We start from the raw sequence: 18912 nt of genomic DNA, 5'->3' as shown, positions 1-18912 counted from the left end.
CCCGGTGTCGGGACCACCGGGTCCCGCTTCCGCTCGCCGCGAATCCTCAGCCTTCCGCGACGGGGCGCCCCTAGGCTGAGAGGACGTAAATCTCCGAGGAAGAGGACACCATGGCCTTCAAGCCCGGTTTCGACCAGTCCCCCGCCTTCAACGACCAGGGCCGTGGCGCCTGGGGCGCCGGCGCTGGTCAGCAGCAGGCGGGCTGGGGACGCACCCCACAGCAGGGACAGTACCCGCAGCAGGGCGGCATGACGCCCGAGCAGCTGCAGTACATGTACGACCGCCCGACGGCGAGCCCGGTCGACACCGACCGCATGTCGTACGAAGACACCATCGTCAAGACGCTGCTCGCGTTCGGCGTGCTCCTCGTCGGCGCCGTCGCCGGCTGGAACCTGCCGCCGATCGTCTGGATCGTCGGCGCGATCGTCGGGTTCGTGCTCGCGCTCGTCAACACGTTCAAGAAGAAGCCGTCACCGGGGCTCGTCCTGGCGTACGCGTTCTTCGAGGGCCTGTTCGTCGGCGGCATCTCGGCGATGTTCAACAGCCAGTTCGACGGCATCGTCACGCAGGCCGTGTTCGGCACCCTCGGTGTCTTCGCGGTCACGCTGCTGCTCTTCACGTCCGGCAAGGTGCGTGCGACGCCGAAGGCGACCCGGTTCTTCCTCGTCGCGATGGTCGGCTACCTGGTCTTCTCGCTCGTGAACCTCGTGCTCATGTGGACCGGCGTGACGAACTCCGCGTTCGGTCTCCGGAGCTTCGAGATCTTCGGCATCCCGCTGGGCGTCATCATCGGCATCTTCGTGGTGCTCATGGCGGCGTACTCGCTGGTGCTCGACTTCGACCAGATCAAGACCGGCGTCCAGCGCGGCGCTCCCCGCATCTACGCCTGGACCGCGGCGTTCGGCCTCATCGTCACCCTGGTGTGGCTGTACATCGAGATCCTGCGCATCCTCGCGATCCTGGCGAGCAACCGCGAGTAGCTCGCACCTGATCGACACGAAGGGCCCCGGCACACGCCGGGGCCCTTCGTCGTGTGTCGGGAGGTCGGCGCCCGCCCCGACATGTTCTCGTCGCATGACATGCCGCTCACCTCTCGCACGAGCGGCATGTCGTGCGACCGGCACGTCCGCTGGCGGCACGTCGCGCGACCGGGGCGGACCAACCGGGCGACCCGGACGGGCTGAAAGCGGCACGGAGACACGGCGAGGGCCCGGCACGCAGTGCGTACCGGGCCCTCGGGGCGTCAGGGAGTGGTCACTCCCACTCGATCGTCCCCGGCGGCTTCGACGTGACGTCGAGCACGACGCGGTTCACGTCGGAGACCTCGTTCGTGATGCGGTTCGAGATCTTCGCCAGGGTGTCGTACGGCAGGCGCGTCCAGTCGGCGGTCATGGCGTCCTCCGACGAGACCGGACGGAGCACGATCGGGTGGCCGTAGGTACGACCGTCACCCTGGACGCCCACGGAGCGGACGTCGGCGAGCAGGACGACCGGGCACTGCCAGATCTCCTCGTCGAGGCCGGCCGCGGTGAGCTCCTCGCGCGCGATCTTGTCCGCGGCCCGGAGCAGCTCGAGGCGGTCCTTCGTGACCTCGCCGACGATGCGGATGCCGAGCCCGGGGCCGGGGAACGGCTGGCGGCCGACGATGACCTCGGGCAGCCCGAGCTCGCGGCCGACGGCTCGCACCTCGTCCTTGAACAGGGTGCGCAGCGGCTCGACGAGCTCGAACGTCATGTCCTCGGGCAGGCCGCCGACGTTGTGGTGCGACTTGATGTTCGCGGTGCCGGATCCGCCGCCGGACTCGACCACGTCGGGGTAGAGCGTGCCCTGGACGAGGAACTTGACCTCTCCGGCGTCGTCGTCGCCGCGCGCCTCGAGCACGAGGGCCTCGGCCGCCGCCTCGAACGTGCGGATGAACTCGCGCCCGATGATCTTGCGCTTCTGCTCGGGGTCGCTGACGCCGGCGAGGGCGTCGAGGAACTGCTGCTCGGCGTCGACCGTGACCAGGCGGACACCGGTCGAGGCGACGTAGTCCTCCTCCACCTGCTTGCGCTCGTCGGCGCGCAGGAGCCCGTGGTCGACGAAGACGCAGGTGAGCTGGTCACCGACGGCCCTGTGCACCAGGGCCGCGGCGACGGCGGAGTCGACACCGCCCGAGAGCCCGGCGATGACGCGTGCCGAGCCCACCTGCGCGCGGATCCGCTCGACCTGCTCCTCGATGACGTTCGCGGAGTTCCAGTCACCGGGGAGGCCTGCGGCGCGGTGCAGGAAGTTCTCGAGCACGGCCTGGCCGTACGCGGAGTGCTTCACCTCGGGGTGCCACTGCACGCCGTAGAGCTTGCGCTCGTCGGAGGCGAACGCGGCGACCGGGGTCGAGGCGCTCGACGCGAGGACCGCGAAGCCCTCCGGCGCCTTCGCCACGGAGTCGCCGTGCGACATCCACGTGACCTGGGACTCGGGCTGGTCACCGAGCAGCACGCTGTCGGTGCCCGACACGGTCACGTCGGTGGCGCCGTACTCGCGGAGGCCGGTGTGCGCGACCTCGCCGCCGAGCGACTTCGCCATGGCCTGGAAGCCGTAGCAGATGCCGAGCACGGGCACGCCGAGGTCGAGGATCTCGCCGTCGAGGGACGGCGCACCGTCCTCGTACACGGACGACGGACCACCGGAGAGCACGATGGCCGCCGGGTCCTTCTCGCGGACCTCGTCCGCCGTGATCGAGTGCGGGACGATCTCGCTGTAGACGTTCGCCTCGCGCACGCGCCGTGCGATCAGCTGGGCGTACTGCGCGCCGAAGTCGACGACCAGGACAGGGCGCTGTTCGGTCTCGCTCACCGAGCGGCCTCCTTCTCACGCTGCTGGGCAGCGGTCAGCTCGTGGTAGGTGTCCATGGCCTTCTGCTGCATGCGGTGCTCCACCACGAAGGACATGAACGGGATGATGCCGCCGAGGGCGATGAGCAGGAAGCGCGACGGCCTCCAGCGCATGATGCTCCACAGGCGGAAGTCCGTGAACAGGTACAGCACGTAGAGCCAGCCGTGCGCGATGAGGATCGCGATAGACAGGTTGAACGTGCCGGGTGCTTCGCCCGCGGTGCCGTTCGGCACGAAGAACGGGCCGTTGCCGAGCTGCATCTCGAGCTGCAGCGGCGTGTACTTGATGACGACCTCGATCACGAGCGCGAGCAGCAGCACGCCGGTGATGTACGCGGAGACGCGGTACCACTTCACCGCGCCCGGGATCTTCGGGATGTCACGCGTGCGGACGGTCAGGGCCATGGGGTCGATCCTACCGGTGCGACCGGGCGGGCTCGGCGGGCTCCCCCGGGCTCCCGGCGGCGTCGGTGTCCGCGGCCGCGGCCTCGCGGGCGTCCTCCTGCTCGCGCTCCCAGGCGTCCTTCACGAACCGGTACCAGAGGAACACGGCGAACCCGGCGAACACGACCCACTCGATCGCGTAGAAGAGGTTGAGCCAGTCGAAGCGGACCTCGCGCGTCGGAGCACGGTCGGCGATGGTGCCGAGGTCGGCGGCCTTCGCGGTGGTGCCGTCGGCGACGACGTACCCGATGTACATCCGGTCATCGAAGGCCTTCCAGGTGTTCACGAACCGGGCCGGGGCCACGGCCGAGTACTCACCCTTGCTGTAGGCGTCCTGGTCCGGGGACTCTGCCGGGTAGTAGCGCCCCTGCACCGTGAGCTCCTGGCCGTCGGTGAGGCGCTCGCCGCCGGCCTCGGCCTGTCGCCGCTGGTCGGACCAGCCGATCACGACCGGCAGGCTCGCACCGGTCTCCGTGTCGACGAGGTGTCCGATCGCCTGGTAGGTGCCGCCGCCGGACCGCCCGGTCAGGATCGTCGTGTCACCCGCGACGAACGTGCCCGTGACGGAGATGCGCTGCCCGGCGATGGACTCCGACGCCGCACGGCCGGGCTCGGTGACGTCGTCGAGGGCCTTGCGGGTCTCGGTCGTCGCCGGCAGGGGCTTGCCGTTCGCGATGCTCCGCTCGAGCTGCCACTTGCCGAGGCCCGCGAAGGTCCCGGCGAGCACGAGCGCCAGCAGGAGCAGTGCGATCCACCTCGGTCGTCGGGCTACGGCCCACATCTGTATCAGTACTCCGGATCGCGCTGGCGGACCGGGCGCTTCGGGCGCTCGGCAGGGATGTCCACCGGCGACGTCACGGGTTCGCTCGTCGTCGGCTCCGGTGACCCATTCTCGCGCTCTTCCCTGCCCGCAGCCTCCACGAGGGCGAACTCCTCGGCGAACTGGCGGTCCCGCTCGGCACGACGCGCGGCGGCCGCCGCGTCCTGGTCGGCGACGCCGGCCTCGGCGGCGGTGTCGATCGCCTCGTCGAGGGCCGGTCCGGCCGGGATCCCGACACCGGCAGCGCCGGCAGCGCCGTCCGTTCCCGATCGGCCCGTGCCGCGGCCGAGCCGGTCGCGCAGGCGCTGGCGCAGCCGCGCCACCCGGGCGGGACGCACCACGAGGCGGCCGATCCGGTCCGAGTTGACGGCGAGCAGCGGACCCAGGACGGCCATCACGAGGACGTAGAGGCCCGCGAAGGCGGTGATCCGCGCCTCCAGGCCGGCGGCAGCCGACAGCGTCGCGAGGATCAGCGCGAACTCGCCGCGGTTGACCAGGATCACCGCGGTGTTGATCCCCTGCTGGACGTTGAAGCCGTTCATGCGGGCGACGAGCTGCCCGGCGACGGCGTTCAGCACGATGGTCATGCCGATCGCGCCGAGGACGGGCCAGAGCACCTCGCCGAAGGTCGACAGGTCGAGTCCGAGGCCGAAGTTCACGAAGAAGAACGCCGCGAACACGTCGCGCATCGGGAGCGCCAGCTGCTCGATACGGTCCCGGTACCGGGTCGCACCGCAGAGCAGGCCGATCACGAACGCACCGATGGCGTCGGTCACGCCGAGCAGGTCACCGATGCCGCCGAACATCACCGCCAGCCCGAAGAACAGCACCGTGAACAGCTCGTCGTCGCGGGTGGCGAAGATCTTCGACACCCACTTGCCGGCGAACCGGGCGAGCGTGAACATGACGATGAGGAAGCCGAACGCGAGCGCGAGCTTGCCGACCACGGCCCAGAGGTTCGTGTCGCCGGAGAGCACCACGGAGACGATCGCCAGGTAGATGGCGATGAAGACGTCCTCGATGACGGTGACGCCCAGGATCATCGGGGTCTCGTCGTTCGCCAGGCGCCGCAGCTCGATGAGCAGCTTCGTGACGATCGCACTCGACGACGTGGCCGTCATGCCCGCGATGATCAGGGCCTCTCGCGTGCCCCAGCCGAGCGAGAACCCGAAGGCGAACCCGACGCCCATGTTGATGGCGACGTACGTGCCGCCGGAGACCAGGAGCTTCCCGGCGTTGCCGTAGAACTCCTCCTGGTCGAACTCCAGCCCGAGGTTGAAGAGCAGGAGGATGAGCCCGAAGGTCGCGATGAGCTCGATCGTGTGCGACTCGACGTTGAGGCCGATCCACGGGGTGTGCGGGCTCGCGATGAGCCCGACCACCATGTAGATCGGGATGGCGGGCAGACCGATCGTCTTGCCCAGGCGCCCGAGCACGTAGGCGATGACGAAGAGCACACCGATGGTGAGCAGTTCGCCGCCGAGATGCACGGGTCAGCTCCCGGGCGGCGCCTCGGCGGCAGCCGCCGCCAGCTGTCCGCTGCGGTAGAAGGAGAACGCCTTGGCGACCTTCTCGGGAGCGCCGGCGACGACGATGGTGTCACCGGGGAACACGACGAAGTCCGGCGAGGGCGCGGGGTTGGCGCTGTCGCCGCGGACCACGGCGACGACGGTCAGGCCGATGAAGCCCGAGTCGTGCAGGTCGCCGAGGGGCTTGCCGGCGATGGCGTCCTCGTAGTCGACGCTGAACCAGTCGATCGACAGGCCGGGGATCTCGTCGAGCTTGTCGAGGCCCTCGGTGATCCGGGTACCGCCGAGCAGTTCGGCGAGGGTGTGCGCCTCGTCCTCGCTCAGGCGGAGCGAGACCTTCTCCGACTTGTCCGCGCCGTCGGAGACGTCGGCGAACGAGATGAGGTCGGAGTGCCCCGACCGGTGCGTGATGACACCGCACTTGCCACCGTCGTCGGTGTAGAAGCTGTGCAGCACGCCGACTCCGGGGAGTTTGACGCGATGGACGTCGACCATGATGGCTCCCTTGGTGAGTACCCCGATGATAACCACCGGGTGCGGCGGCCCATTCCACGGGTCATCCGGTCGGTGGACGCGTGCCGGTCCGGCCCGTCGCTAGCCTCGCCGCATGGGGAACACCGGGGGCCGTGCCCGCATCGTCGTCGCCGTCGTCGGGGTGGTGGTCGTCGCGGCCTACGCGGCGCTGCTGGCCGTGAACGCACTCGTGCTGGATCCGCTCGGCGCGGTGCCGGGGCGCTCGCTCGCGCAGATCTACGCGCGGGTGGACGTGGGCAACGACGTGGCGCAGGACGTCGTCGGCGTGCTCGTGGTCGCAGGGATCGGTGTGGGGCTGGCGCTCACCGCCGCGGTCGTCGGACTCGCGTCGCGGCTGCCGGCGACGACGATCGCGGTGCTGCACCTCGGCGTCCTCGCTGCGGGCGCCCTCGCGACGTTCCAGTCGGGCTTCTGGCTCGGCATGGACGTCGCTGACTCGTGGCCGACCGACGGCGCCGCGCACACGATCTGGTCCGGCGTGCTGTACCTGACGAGCACGGCGGCGGTCATCGCGATCCCGGCCGTGCTCGTCGGCACCGCCGTCCGGACCCGCACCCGCAACACGCAACGTCGGCGACAGCTCGCAGCGGAGTAGCGCTGCGGGGAACCGCCGAGGTTGCGTTTCGCGGGAGGGACGCGGCGAGGCGACGGACGGGAGGCGCATGGCGGGGCCGCCACGCGCCTCCCGTCGGTGACCTACCGCGGTTCGCTCGTCTTCTCGCCCTCGACCTGCTCGTCCGTCGCCTTCGCGCCGTCGGCACCGCTCGACCGGCCACCGCCGACCACCACGTCGTCCTCGTCGAAGCCGAACGCGATGTCCGGCGCCTCGAGGCGCACCCGGTCGGCCGACTCGTCGTCGGGCTGCAGCTGCGACTCGCGCTCGGCGGCGACGCGCTTCAGGTAGTTCGACACCTCGTGCTCGGTCGTCTCCTGGTCCCACCCGAGCACGCCGGCCATGAGCTTCGCGGCGACCGGGGCCGCCTCTTCTCCGCGGTCCCACGCCTCGATCGAGATGCGGGTGCGGCGAGCGAGGACGTCCTCCAGGTGCAGGGCGCCCTCGTGCGAGGCCGCGTAGACGACCTCGGCACCGATGTAGTCGTCCGCCTGCGGCAGCGGCTCGGCGAGCGACGGGTCCTGCTCGACGAGCTGCAGCACCTCGGTGGCCTGGGTTCCGTACCGGTTGAGCAGGTGCTCGATCCGGACCTTGTGCACGCCGAACTGCCGAGCGGTGCGCCCGCGACGGTTCCAGGCCGCCGGGTAGCCCTCGGCACCGACCAGCGGGATGTCCTCGGTCGTCGACGCCGGGATCTTGCCGTCCATCGCCGCGACCGCCTCGTCGATGGCGTCCTTGCCCATCACGCGGTAGGTCGTCCACTTGCCGCCCGCGACCACGACCAGGCCCGGAGCGGTGTGCGCGACGACGTGCTCACGGCTGAGCTGCGACGTCTGGTCCGACTCGCCCGCGAGCAGCGGTCGGAGGCCGGCGTAGACGCCCTCGACGTCCTCGCGGGTGAGCGGCACCGCGAGGACCTTGTTCACGTGCTCGAGGATGTAGTCGATGTCCGCCGCGGTCGCCGCCGGGTGCGCCTTGTCGAGGTTCCAGTCGGTGTCCGTCGTGCCGACGAGCCAGTGCCGGCCCCACGGGATGACGAAGAGCACGCTCTTCTCGGTGCGGAGGATCATGCCGGTGTTCGACTGGAAGCGGTCGCGCGGGATCACGAGGTGCACGCCCTTCGACGCCCGCACCTTGAACTGCCCGCGGGTGCCGACCATCGCCTGGGTGTCGTCGGTCCAGACGCCCGTCGCGTTCACGACCTGCTTCGCCCGGATGTCGAACTTCTCGCCCGTCTGGATGTCGTGCGCGTGCGCCCCGACCACCCGCTCCCCGACCTTGATGAACCCCTCGATGCGGACCCGGCTCGCCGCGTGCGCGCCGTACGACGCTGCGGTGCGCACGAGCGACGCGACGTAGCGGGCGTCGTCGACCTGGGCGTCGTAGTAGGTCATGCCGCCGACGAAGGCGTCCTTCTTCAGGCCCGGCATGTTCTTGAGGACCTGCTTGCGGCTGAGGTGCCGGTGGTGCGGGACCCCGGGCGGACGACCGCCGGACCAGCTGAAGACGTCGTACATCGCCATGCCGATGCCGATGTAGAAGCGCTCCCACACGCGGTGGTTGAGCGGGTAGAGGAAGCGAACGGGCTTCACCAGGTGCGGAGCGATGCGCTGCAGCAGCAGGCCGCGTTCGATCAGGGCCTCGCGGACGAGCGCGAAGTTCAGCTGCTCGAGGTAGCGGATGCCGCCGTGCACGAGCTTCGACGAGCGGCTCGACGTCCCCGAGCCCCAGTCGCGGGCCTCGACGATGCCGACGCTCAGGCCGCGGGTGACGGCGTCGAGCGCGCTGCCACCGCCGACGATGCCGCCGCCGACCACCAGGACGTCGAGCTCCCGGGTCTTCATCGCCTCGATCGCGGCGGCGCGCTCCTCCGGACCGAGCTTGGCCGCCGGGTCGAAGCCGACGCTCGCGCTCGGTGCCGTGGCATGCCGGGCGTCCTCGACGGTGCTCTCGGCACCTGCGCTCGTCGCGTCCGTGCTGGTCTGCGTGGTGCTGCTGGCTGGCTTGGCCATCGTCGCCTCCGTGCGGGTTGCGCGCACGGAGCCGGCCTCCGCGCACGGGAGCGCCGAGGCGTCACCCGTGCGGGAGCACGGGTGCCACCGTCACTGCTGGTGGTACGGCGCCACGACCACTTCTACTCGCTGGAACTCCTTGACGTCGGAGTATCCGGTGGTGGCCATCGACCGACGCAGCGCACCGACCAGGTTCGCGCGGCCGTCCCACGACGGCGTCGGCCCGTTCAGCACGTTCTCGAGCGGGGCGATCTGCCCGACCTCGACCCGACGACCGCGGGGCAGCTCGGCGTGGTGTGCCTCGGCACCCCAGTGGAAGCCACCACCCGGGGCCTCGGTCGCGCGGGCCAGTGCGGTGCCGAGCATGACGGCGTCCGCGCCGACGGCGATCGCCTTGACGATGTCACCGGCGGTGTCGAGCCCGCCGTCCGCGATGACGTGCACGTAGCGGCCGCCGGACTCGTCCATGTAGTCGCGTCGGGCACCGGCGACGTCGGCCACCGCGGTCGCCATCGGTGCGTGGATGCCGAGGGCGGCGCGGGTCGTCGAGGCCGCCCCGCCGCCGAAGCCGACGAGCACGCCCGCGGCACCGGTGCGCATGAGGTGCAGCGCCGACGTGTACGTCGAGGCACCGCCCACGATGACCGGCACGTCGAGCTCGTAGATGAACTTCTTGAGGTTGAGCGGCTCCTGGTTCTGGGAGACGTGCTCCGCCGAGACCGTCGTGCCGCGGATGACGAACAGGTCGACACCGGCGTCGACGACCGTCTGCGAGAACTCCTGCGTGCGCTGCGGGCTGAGCGAACCGGCGACCGGCACCCCGGCGGCACGGATCTCGGCCAGGCGCGCGGTGATCAGCTCGGCCTTGACCGGCTCGGAGTAGATCTCCTGCATGCGCTTCGTGACGTTGCCGTCCGTGAGGGTCTTGATCTCCTCGTAGTACGGCGTCGGGTCCTCGTACCGGGTCCACAGGCCCTCGAGGTCGAGCACGCCCAGGATCCCGAGCTCGCCCATCTGGATGACCGTCGCCGGCGAGGACACCGAGTCCATCGGCGCCGAGAGGATCGGCGACGCGAAGGTGAACGCGTCGATCGACCACTGCACGCTCACGTCGTGCGGGTCGCGGGTGCGCCGCGAGGGGACCACCGCGATGTCGTCGAACGCGTACGCCCGACGGCCGCGCTTGCCTGCACCGATCTCGACTTCAGTCACCGGGCAAGCCTAGCGGGCGGGGTCCCGGAGTGGGACGGGTGGACGGTGCAGGGCGACGCCGTACCGGTGGGGTCACTGCTGCTGGTGCTGGTGCGGGTGCGGGTGCTGGTGCTGGTGCTGGTGCGGGTGCGGGTGCGGGTGCGGGTGCGGCTCAGCGTCGCGGTCGTGTCCGTCGCTTCCGCAGGGCCCGGAGGACCAGGCCGAGCAGGAGCGCGAGCACGACGAGGACCGCGAGCAGGGCGGCGGCGACCTTGACCAGCAGTGCGGCGCCCACGAAGAGCACGGCGAAGACGACCCAGACGAGGGCGTCGAGCACGAGGGGGCCGGGGGTCCGCACGTGCGTCACGCTAGCCGACGGACGGGGAGCCGGCGTGCGCGGGCCGGGCCGGCGGGGCGGGGGTGGGTCGCGCCTCCCGGCCGGGCCGGACGCAGGTGGCGGCGGCGAGACGCGGGCGTCGACGCGAGACGCGAAACGCGAGACGCCTCGGTCGACGCGAGACGCACCCGGATCCGGCGGCGTCTCGGTGTGTCCGCGGCGTCACGCTGACACGCCGGCGTCTCGGCGCCACGAACGCGACGTCCGCGACGACCGCCACGACCACCACGACCACCACGACTGCGACGCCGCCCCGGGCCTGACGACGCCCGGGGCATGAGGACGGGGCCGCGCGGCGCATCAGCAGCCTGCGCGGCCCCGTCGGGATGCGGGTACCACCCCCACAGCAGTACCCGCGGGTCGACCCCGCTCAGCGAGCGGAGTCGACGTCCTTGGCGAGCGTCCCCAGGTAGAGCTCGATGACCTTCGGGTCGTCGGCGAGCTCACGCCCGGTGCCCGAGTACGCGTTCCTCCCCTGGTCGAGCACGTACCCACGATCGCAGATCTGCAGACAGCGTCGCGCGTTCTGCTCGACCATGATGATCGACACCCCGGCCTTGTTGATCCGGCGCGTGCGGATGAACGTCTCGTCCTGGCGCACCGGCGACAGGCCCGCGGAGGGCTCGTCGAGCAGCAGCACCTTCGGGTCCATCATCAGCGCGCGGGCCATCGCGACCGACTGCCGTTCACCTCCCGACAGCGAGCCCGCCCGCTGCGTCCGCCGCTGTCCGAGGACCGGGAACAGGTCGTAGATGACCTCGAGCCGCTCGGCGAACTTCTTCGGGCGCAGGTACAGGCCCATCTGCAGGTTCTCCTCGATCGAGAGCGAGGGGAACACGTTGTTCGTCTGCGGGACGAAGCCGACGCCGGCCTGGACGAGCTTGTTCGCCTTGAGGTTCGTGATGTCCTCGCCCTGCAGGGAGACCGAGCCCTCGCGGATCGACACCAGGCCGAACAGTGCCTTGAGGAGCGTCGACTTGCCGGCACCGTTCGGACCGATGATGCCGATGAGCTCGCCCGGGTAGCAGTCGAGGTCGCAGCCGTTGAGGATGTTCACGCCCGGCAGGTACCCCGCGACGAGGTTCTTCGCGGTCAGGACGGGCTCGCCGCGGTCGATCGTCGCGGTTGCGCTCGTCGCGCTCGTCGCACCCGTCGTCGGACTGGAGGCGCGGCCCGCGTCAGCTGCGTTCGTTGCGTCGGTCATCGGGTCGCCTCCTGCTCGTCCTGCTTGCGGTCGTCCGCCTTCGGGTGGTCGTCCGCTGCTTCCTCTTCGGCCACCTCGTCGGCCAGCTCCTCGTAGGTCTCCTCGGTGAGGAGCGAGTCGTCGCCCAGGTCGGTGTCGTGGTGCGCACCGAGGTACGCGTCGATGACGGCGCGGTCGTCCATCACCGTGTCGGCCGGGCCCTCGGCGACGACCTTGCCCTCGGCCATCACGACCACCCAGTCGGAGATGTGCCGGACCATGTGCATGTCGTGCTCCACGAAGAGCACGGTCATGCCGTCGTCGCGCAGCGACTGGATGTGTCCGAGCAGCGACTGGGTGAGCGCGGGGTTCACGCCCGCCATCGGCTCGTCGAGCATGATCATCGTCGGGTCGGACATCAGTGCGCGGGCCATCTCGAGGAGCTTCCGCTGCCCGCCCGACAGGGAACCTGCGTAGTCGTCCTGCTTCTCGAGGAGCTTGAAGCGGGCGAGCAGGTCCTCGGCCTTGGCGGTGATCTCGCGCTCGCGCTTCCGCCACAGCGCCGGGACGAGGCCGACGAAGAAGTTCTCGCCCGGCTGGTCGCGGGCGCCGAGCAGCATGTTCTGCATCACGGTGAGGCGGCTCAGCGCCTTCGTGAGCTGGAACGTGCGGACCATGCCCTTGTTGGCGATGTGCGTCGCGCTCGTCTTCTGCAGCGTGTCGCCGTTGAAGCGGGTCGTCGCGCCGGGGCTCGGCTTGTCGAAGCCGGTCAGCAGGTTGAAGAACGTCGTCTTGCCGGCGCCGTTCGGGCCGATCAGGGCGGTGATGGTGCCGCGCTGCACCTCGAGGTGGTCGACGTCGACCGCGGTCATGCCGCCGAAGTGCCGGGTGACGCCGTCGACCGTCAGGATCGGGTCGGACTTCGTGTGGGTGTAGGTCTCAGACACTGAACGACAGCTCCTTCTTGTTGCCCAGGAGTCCCTGTGGCCGGAACACGATGAGGAGCATGAGCGCGACGCCGACGAGCACGTAGGAGAACTGCTCCGCCTGCTGCGCGTTCATGATCGAGTCGGGGATGAAGTCCCCGGCGAGGGTGCGGACGAAGAGCCGCACGACGAAGAACAGGATCGCCCCGAGCACCGGACCGAACACGGTCGCGGCACCGCCGAGGATCAGCGCGGTCCAGATGAAGAACGTCATGGAACGGCCCATCGCGTCCGGCTGCACGGAACTCGGCAGCACGTAGATCACCCCGGCGAGCGCACCGAGCGCGCCGCCGAACACGAGCGCCTGCATCTTGTACGAGTAGACGTTCTTGCCGAGGGACCGCACGGCGTCCTCGTCCTCGCGGATGGCCTTCACGACGCGACCCCACGGGCTGCGCATGAGCAGGAAGAGCACGAGGGTGAAGAGCGCCACGAGGCCCCAGGCCGCGATGCGGATCCACCAACCGTTGACGCCGTTGTTCGAGTACGTGAACCACAGGATGCTCGTGGTGCCGTCGGGCAGCGGGCTGAGGGCGTTGAACGGGTCGCGGTAGCTCGACCCGGCGATGCCGTTCGAGCCGCCGGTGGTGTTCGTCAGCAGGCTGGAGCGTCCGACCATGCGGATGATCTCGGCGCCGGAGATCGTCACGATCGCCAGGTAGTCGCCGCGCAACCGCAGGGTCGGGATGCCGAGGATGACCGCGAACACGATCGCGACCGCCAGGGCGACGAGCACCGCCATGACGAAGGGCAGGCCGTTCGTGATCGAGATCGCGAAGCCGTAGGCGCCGAGCAGCAGGAACGCCGCCTGGCCCATGTTGATCAGTCCGGTCAGACCGAAGTGCACGTTGAGGCCGATCGCGGCCAGGGCGAACGCCGCCGTGGTGGGGGCGAGGGCCTCCTGCGTCAGCGAGGACAGCAGGTTCAGGATGTAGTCCATGTCGGTGCTCCCTTAGCCGATGCGCTCGGCGCGACCGAAGATGCCCTGCGGCCGGAACAGCAGGATGAGGATGAGGATCACGAGGGCCGTGGCGTACTTGAAGTCACCCGGCAGCACGAGGTTCGTGAGCTCGACGACGATGCCGATGATCATCGAGCCGACGAGGGCGCCGTACGCGGTGCCGAGACCGCCGAGCGTGACGGACGCGAACATGAGCAGCAGCAGCTGGAGGCCGGTCTGCCAGTTCACGCCGTTGAGCACCAGGCCGAGCATCACGCCGGACAGGCCCGCGAGGCCGGCGGCGAGCGTCCACACGAAGCGGATGACGCGGTCGACGTCGATGCCGGACGCCGCGGCGAGCGCCGGGTTGTCCGACACGGCGCGGGTGGCACGGCCGAAGCGGGTCTTGGCCAGGAACAGGCCGGTGCCGACGAGGACGACGAGCGCGATGCCCATCGCGACGTAGGACTGCACGGTCAGCGTGAGACCGGCGAAGGTCACCGTCTCGGGGTTGCCCTGCTGGATGCGGACGGTCGAGGCGCCGAAGAAGTACTGGAAGGCGTACTGCGCGGCGATCGACAGACCGATCGTGACGATCATGAGCTGGGTGAGGCTGATCCGACGGCGGCGCAGTGGCCTCCAGATCGCGGCGTCCTGCAGGTACCCGGTCGCCGCACAGAGCAGCGTGACGACGATGCCGGTCACCCAGATGTTCCAGCCGAGCTGGTTCGCGAAGACGTAGGCGAGGAGACCACCGAGGGTCACCTGCTCACCGTGCGAGAAGCTCGACAGGCCGGTGGTGCCGTAGATGAGCGACAGGCCGACCGACGCGAGGGCGATGAGGAGCCCGAGCCGGATGCCCGACGCGAGCTGCTGCCAGGCGCGTGCGGCGCTGACGCTGCTCGTGTCGTCGCTGGTGGTGGCGCCCTGCTGGTCGGACAGCTGGAAGATCTGGCCGACGTTGGCGTTGAGCGTGGCGTTCACCTTGCGCTCGGCGTCGGCGGCGTTCGTCAGGTACTGCCCCTTCGGCAGCGAGTCCTGGTCGACGCTGACGGTGTACTGCCCCGCCGTGGTCACGGACACCGACCAGCGCCCGGTGTCGTCGGTGGTCGCCGTCTGCGCGAACCCGCCGGCCCCGGCGACGTCGACGTCGACCCCGGTCGCGGGCTTCCGCTCGGAGTCGAGGATGGTGCCCCGGATGCAGCCGTTCGTGGGGCTGACCGTGCAGGGGCCGGAGCTCGCCGGTGCGCCGGTGCTCGGGCTGCTGCTGGCGGAGGGACTGCTCGTCGCCGCGTCGGCTGCGGGCGACACTGCCCAGTCGACCGCGAAGGTGGCGAGGAAAGCGAGGAAGAGTACTGCGGCGAGGACCAGGCGGTTGCGACCTGGTGCCCCACGGCGGAATCGGCGCATGAGCGCTGACCCCGGCGGAGTGATGGAACCCACGGATGAGCCTCTCGTTCGGATAGTCGAGGACCATAGGGATTTTTTGTGTCCCCCGTGTTTCCAGCACGTCTCCTGCACAAATCGTGCTGCATTCGTGACCGAGACCCCGTCGATCCGCGGAAATCCGCCCGTCCAGCCGGTACAGGACTCTCAGGAACGGGTCGTCGGACCGCTGTCGGTCCGCGCGCGGCGCCCGCCGAGCCCGGACGGTCGGGGGACGACGGAATGGCGGGAGTGTCCCGCGCGTTACCATGGCCCATCGGGAACCCGACGACGCGCCCCGGTGCCACCACTTCACCTCGCCCACGAAGGGGAACCATGGACCAGCCGGATCCGTTCGGATTCATCGGACTCACGTACGACGACGTCATGCTCCTGCCCGGGCACACCGACGTCATCCCGAGCGAGGCGTCCACGACGTCCCGGCTCACGAAGCGCATCGACGTGCACGTCCCGCTGCTGTCGGCGGCGATGGACACCGTGACCGAGGCGCGCATGGCGATCGCGATGGCGCGCCAGGGCGGCATCGGCATCCTCCACCGCAACATGTCCATCGCGGACCAGGCCGCGTACGTCGACAAGGTCAAGCGGTCCGAGTCCGGCATGATCACGAACCCCGTGACGACGACCCCGGACGCGACCGTGGCCGAGGTCGACGCCGTCTGCGGGCAGTTCCGCGTCTCCGGGTTGCCGGTCGTCGAGTCGGACGGCACCCTCGTCGGCATCATCACGAACCGTGACATGCGCTTCGTCGCACCGTTCGAGACGGCGACCACCCTCGTCCGCGACGTCATGACCAAGGCGCCCCTCATCACCGCGCCCGAGGGCATCGACCCCGAGGACGCCGTCGCGATCTTCGCGCAGCACAAGATCGAGAAGCTCCCGCTCGTCGACGCCGACGGCAAGCTCCGCGGCCTCATCACCGTCAAGGACTTCGACAAGAGCGAGAAGTACCCGGACGCCACGAAGGACGACGAGGGCCGCCTGCGCGTCGGCGCCGCGATCGGCTTCTTCGGCGACGCCTGGCAGCGCGCCGAGGCCCTGCGCGACGCGGGCGTGGACGTGCTCGTCGTCGACACCGCCAACGGCGAGAGCGAGGGCGTGCTCGACATGGTCCGCCGCCTGAAGGCCGACCCGTCGTTCGCCGGCATCGACGTCATCGGCGGCAACGTGGCGACCCGACAGGGCGCGCAGGCGCTCATCGACGCCGGCGTGGACGCCGTCAAGGTCGGCGTCGGGCCGGGCTCGATCTGCACCACCCGCGTGGTCGCCGGCGTCGGCGTCCCGCAGGTCACCGCCGTGTACGAGGCGTCGCTCGCCGCGCGTGAGGCCGGCGTGCCGGTCATCGCCGACGGCGGTCTGCAGTACTCGGGCGACATCGCGAAGGCCCTGGTCGCCGGTGCTGACACCGTCATGCTCGGGTCGCTCCTCGCGGGCACCGACGAGAGCCCGGGCGAGCTCGTCTTCGTCGGCGGCAAGCAGTACAAGGCGTACCGCGGGATGGGCTCCCTCGGCGCACTGCAGACCCGCGGCGAGAAGACCTCGTACTCGAAGGACCGCTACTTCCAGGCCGACGTCCCCTCGGACGAGAAGCTCATCCCCGAGGGCATCGAGGGCCAGGTCCCCTACCGCGGCTCGGTGGCGAACGCCGTCTACCAGCTCGTCGGCGGACTGCGGCAGTCGATGTTCTACGTCGGTGGCCGCACGGTGCCGGAGCTCAAGGCCCGCGGCAAGTTCGTCCGCATCACCGCGGCCGGGCTCAAGGAGTCCCACCCGCACGACATCAAGATGGTCGTCGAGGCCCCGAACTACCGCGGCTGACCCCGGACTCCTCCCCTCCCGCGCTTCTGCGCGAGACGCACCCGTTGCGTCGAGACGCCGCCGAATCCGGCGGCGTCTCGGCGATCCGGGGGCGTTTCGCGTTGACGGTGGCGTCTCGCTCGCTCCTGCACCGAGGGTGACGGCCGGGAGGCCCTCCACAACGCACGCTGTCGCCGCTCTTCCGCCACGTGGTCACGCGAGACTGCCGCGCATGTCAGTCACGCCGTCTCCCGTCCTCGCCGGTCGTCCGGCGGACCTCCGCGACCCGGTGCGCCTGTTCCACGGCGCGGCGGTCGAGCGCGAGGCGTGGGACGGTCTGGACGAACGTGGACGCCGGCGACTCGTGGTGCGCACCCGGGCCGCGGCGCTGCACCGTCCAGCGGTCGTCTCGCACCGGTCCGCCGGGGCGCTGTGGGGCCTCCCCGAACTCGGGCGCTGGGACTGGCGCCTGCACGTGATCGACCCTGCGCTCCGGAAGACGCACGTCGGCCGAGGCGTCGTGCGGCACACCGGTGACCTGTCGGAGGGCGACGTCGCCGATGCAGCCAGGGTCCCGGTGACGTGCCTGCTCCGGACGGTGGTCGACATCGTGCACGTCGCACCCCTGGCACACGCGGTCCTCGTGCTCGACCACGTGCTGCACGACGGGGCCGCGTCGCTCCCGGACCTCGAGCGTGCTCTCGCGGCCCGTGCGGGGACACGTGGTTCGCGTGTGGCCCGGACGGCGCTCGAGTTCGCGGACGGCGCCGCCGAGTCCCCGGGCGAATCGGTCAGCAGGGTGGCGATGCGGGAACTCAGAGTCGCTCCACCGGTACTGCAGCGGGAGTTCGACACCGACGCCGGACGCTTCCGGGTGGACTTCTGGTGGCCTGACGCCGGCGTCGTCGGCGAGTTCGACGGCCGGGTCAAGTACGACGACCGTGAGGCCTTGTGGACGGAGAAGCGCCGCGAGGACGAACTGCGACGACTACCCGAGGTGAGGGGCTTCGCACGGTGGGGCATGCGCGAAGCGCTCGACCCGGGGCTCCTGGCGCCCGTGCTGCTCGCGGCGGGCCTCCCGCTCGGGCGCGGCTGGGCCGAGCGGTCGCGGTGATCGAGTCCCTCGGCGCTCCGTCGCCGAGACGCCACCGTCTGGAGGGCGTTGTGGCTCCTCGAGACGCCGGTGTCCACACGAGACGCCGCCGAACTGCCGAGACACCGTCGGATTCGCGGGCGTCTCAGCGTGTTCAGGGCGTCTCAGCGTGTTCAGGGCGTCTCGACCCAACGACGGCGTCCCGGGCCGCGACGGAGAGCCGCCCCCGCCGCCCTACGCGCTCCGCCAGTCGTCGGAGGTGATGTGGCTGCCGCCGTGGGGGCCCATCTGGAGCATGCCGCCGTCGACGGGCAGGGACACCCCCGTGATGTACGACGACGCGGGGCTGGCCAGGAACGCCACCGCGGCTGCGATCTCCCACGCGTTGCCCGGCCGGCCGAGCGGGACCCCCGGCCGGGAGATCGTGTGCGGGTCCTCGTCCTCGGCACCGGTCATCCGGGTCGCGATCTCGCCCGGCGCGACGGCGTTGGCCGTGATCCCGGACGGAGCGAGCTCGATCGCGATCGTCTTCAGGAGCCCACCGAGCCCGTGCTTCGCTGCGTCGTACGCGCTCGACCCGTACCGGGGCTGGTGCTCGTGCACGCTCGTGATGCCGATGATCCGCCCGCCGGTGCCCTGTCCGACCATGTGCCGCGCTGCTGCCTGGATCGTGACGAACGCCCCGTCGAGGTCGGTGGCGACGGTGTGCCGCCACTGCTCGAGCGTGATGTCCAGGAACGGCGCGTTGTCGCCCGTGCCCGCATCGGCGACGATCACGTCGACGCCGCCGAGCTGCGCTACGAGGCGGTCGATCACGGCGCCCGCCTGGTCGAGCTGCGTCACGTCGATCTGCTCGACGAAGGCCTGCCGTCCGGCCTGTCGGACCTCGGCGGCGGTCTCCTCGGCGCGCTCGGGCTCGGACAGGTAGGTGATGCCGACGTCCATGCCGGCGGCAGCGAGCGCCACCGCGGTGGCCTTGCCGATGCCGGACTCGGCGCCGGTGACGATCGCGCGCGTGGGACGGAAGGTGGTGGTGGAAGCTGCGTCGCTCATG

17 protein-coding genes are annotated in these 18912 nt (G+C 70.5%); 4 read left to right on the top strand and 13 right to left on the bottom strand.

The features are described 5' to 3' along the window. Positions 1 to 110: 110 nt before the first annotated feature. Positions 111 to 980, top strand: a complete 870-nt coding sequence (locus M3677_RS14880) for a Bax inhibitor-1/YccA family protein (protein WP_209685315.1) — start codon at positions 111 to 113, stop codon at positions 978 to 980. A gap of 274 nt (positions 981 to 1254) precedes the next feature. On the opposite strand, the gene guaA is transcribed toward M3677_RS14880, so the two are convergent. Genes guaA through M3677_RS14855 form a run of 5 tightly spaced genes read right to left on the bottom strand, consistent with a single transcriptional unit; the run spans position 1255 to position 6161 of the window. Continuing rightward, the gene (gene guaA / locus M3677_RS14875) at positions 1255 to 2835 is read right to left on the bottom strand and encodes a glutamine-hydrolyzing GMP synthase (RefSeq protein WP_251160918.1); all 1581 of its coding nucleotides are present in this window, start codon (positions 2833 to 2835) and stop codon (positions 1255 to 1257) included. Beyond that, positions 2832 to 3278 (bottom strand): DUF3817 domain-containing protein, encoded by a 447-nt coding sequence (locus M3677_RS14870; RefSeq protein WP_066656914.1) that lies wholly within the window; start codon positions 3276 to 3278, stop codon positions 2832 to 2834. Before M3677_RS14870 ends, guaA begins: the two co-directional genes overlap by 4 nt. Before the next feature lie 10 nt (positions 3279 to 3288). Beyond that, the gene (locus M3677_RS14865; protein ID WP_251155215.1) at positions 3289 to 4098 is read right to left on the bottom strand and encodes an SURF1 family cytochrome oxidase biogenesis protein; all 810 of its coding nucleotides are present in this window, start codon (positions 4096 to 4098) and stop codon (positions 3289 to 3291) included. A gap of 5 nt (positions 4099 to 4103) precedes the next feature. Next, positions 4104 to 5627, bottom strand: a complete 1524-nt coding sequence (locus tag M3677_RS14860) for a cation:proton antiporter (protein ID WP_209685311.1) — start codon at positions 5625 to 5627, stop codon at positions 4104 to 4106. A 3-nt stretch (positions 5628 to 5630) separates the two neighbouring features. After that, complete coding sequence (locus M3677_RS14855; protein WP_058728934.1) at positions 5631 to 6161, bottom strand: cation:proton antiporter regulatory subunit; 531 nt, start codon at positions 6159 to 6161, stop codon at positions 5631 to 5633. A gap of 112 nt (positions 6162 to 6273) precedes the next feature. Between M3677_RS14855 and M3677_RS14850 the strand changes: the two genes are divergently transcribed. Next, the gene (locus tag M3677_RS14850) at positions 6274 to 6795 is read left to right on the top strand and encodes a hypothetical protein (protein WP_209685309.1); all 522 of its coding nucleotides are present in this window, start codon (positions 6274 to 6276) and stop codon (positions 6793 to 6795) included. Between the two features lie 101 nt (positions 6796 to 6896). On the opposite strand, the gene M3677_RS14845 is transcribed toward M3677_RS14850, so the two are convergent. From M3677_RS14845 to M3677_RS14815, 7 genes are all read right to left on the bottom strand, one after another. Beyond that, positions 6897 to 8657 carry a glycerol-3-phosphate dehydrogenase/oxidase gene (locus tag M3677_RS14845; RefSeq protein ID WP_245172357.1) on the bottom strand — a complete coding sequence of 587 codons (1761 nt, stop codon included), beginning with the start codon at positions 8655 to 8657 and terminating at the stop codon, positions 6897 to 6899. Positions 8658 to 8915: 258 nt separating this feature from the next. Continuing rightward, entirely contained in the window at positions 8916 to 10037 is a 1122-nt protein-coding gene (locus M3677_RS14840; protein ID WP_066656924.1) for a GuaB3 family IMP dehydrogenase-related protein, read from the bottom strand. Positions 10038 to 10188: 151 nt separating this feature from the next. Beyond that, positions 10189 to 10374 carry a hypothetical protein gene (locus tag M3677_RS14835; RefSeq protein WP_144411388.1) on the bottom strand — a complete coding sequence of 62 codons (186 nt, stop codon included), beginning with the start codon at positions 10372 to 10374 and terminating at the stop codon, positions 10189 to 10191. Between the two features lie 409 nt (positions 10375 to 10783). Next, the gene (locus M3677_RS14830; RefSeq protein WP_245172344.1) at positions 10784 to 11617 is read right to left on the bottom strand and encodes an ABC transporter ATP-binding protein; all 834 of its coding nucleotides are present in this window, start codon (positions 11615 to 11617) and stop codon (positions 10784 to 10786) included. Further along, on the bottom strand, positions 11614 to 12543 hold the full coding sequence (locus tag M3677_RS14825) for an ABC transporter ATP-binding protein (RefSeq protein ID WP_066656931.1): 930 nt from the start codon (positions 12541 to 12543) through the stop codon (positions 11614 to 11616). Before M3677_RS14825 ends, M3677_RS14830 begins: the two co-directional genes overlap by 4 nt. Continuing rightward, the gene (locus M3677_RS14820; protein WP_066656933.1) at positions 12536 to 13522 is read right to left on the bottom strand and encodes a branched-chain amino acid ABC transporter permease; all 987 of its coding nucleotides are present in this window, start codon (positions 13520 to 13522) and stop codon (positions 12536 to 12538) included. Before M3677_RS14820 ends, M3677_RS14825 begins: the two co-directional genes overlap by 8 nt. 12 nt (positions 13523 to 13534) lie before the next feature. Beyond that, on the bottom strand, positions 13535 to 14965 hold the full coding sequence (locus M3677_RS14815; protein WP_235426391.1) for a branched-chain amino acid ABC transporter permease: 1431 nt from the start codon (positions 14963 to 14965) through the stop codon (positions 13535 to 13537). 318 nt (positions 14966 to 15283) lie between these two features. On the opposite strand from M3677_RS14815, the gene guaB reads away from it, so the two are divergent. Both guaB and M3677_RS14805 read left to right on the top strand, forming a co-directional pair. Continuing rightward, on the top strand, positions 15284 to 16786 hold the full coding sequence (gene guaB, locus M3677_RS14810) for an IMP dehydrogenase (protein WP_066656935.1): 1503 nt from the start codon (positions 15284 to 15286) through the stop codon (positions 16784 to 16786). 211 nt (positions 16787 to 16997) lie between these two features. Next, the gene (locus tag M3677_RS14805) at positions 16998 to 17879 is read left to right on the top strand and encodes a hypothetical protein (protein WP_251160917.1); all 882 of its coding nucleotides are present in this window, start codon (positions 16998 to 17000) and stop codon (positions 17877 to 17879) included. Between the two features lie 213 nt (positions 17880 to 18092). Here M3677_RS14805 and M3677_RS14800 read toward each other — a convergent pair whose 3' ends face one another. Next, positions 18093 to 18911 carry an SDR family oxidoreductase gene (locus M3677_RS14800; RefSeq protein WP_251155210.1) on the bottom strand — a complete coding sequence of 273 codons (819 nt, stop codon included), beginning with the start codon at positions 18909 to 18911 and terminating at the stop codon, positions 18093 to 18095. Position 18912: the final 1 nt, after the last annotated feature.

This window comes from Curtobacterium sp. P97 (assembly GCF_023712445.1).
Taxonomy (GTDB): Bacteria; Actinomycetota; Actinomycetes; order Actinomycetales; family Microbacteriaceae; genus Curtobacterium.
The sequence above is the reverse complement of the archived record's forward strand: the minus strand, read 5'-3'. Positions and strand labels throughout refer to the sequence as shown.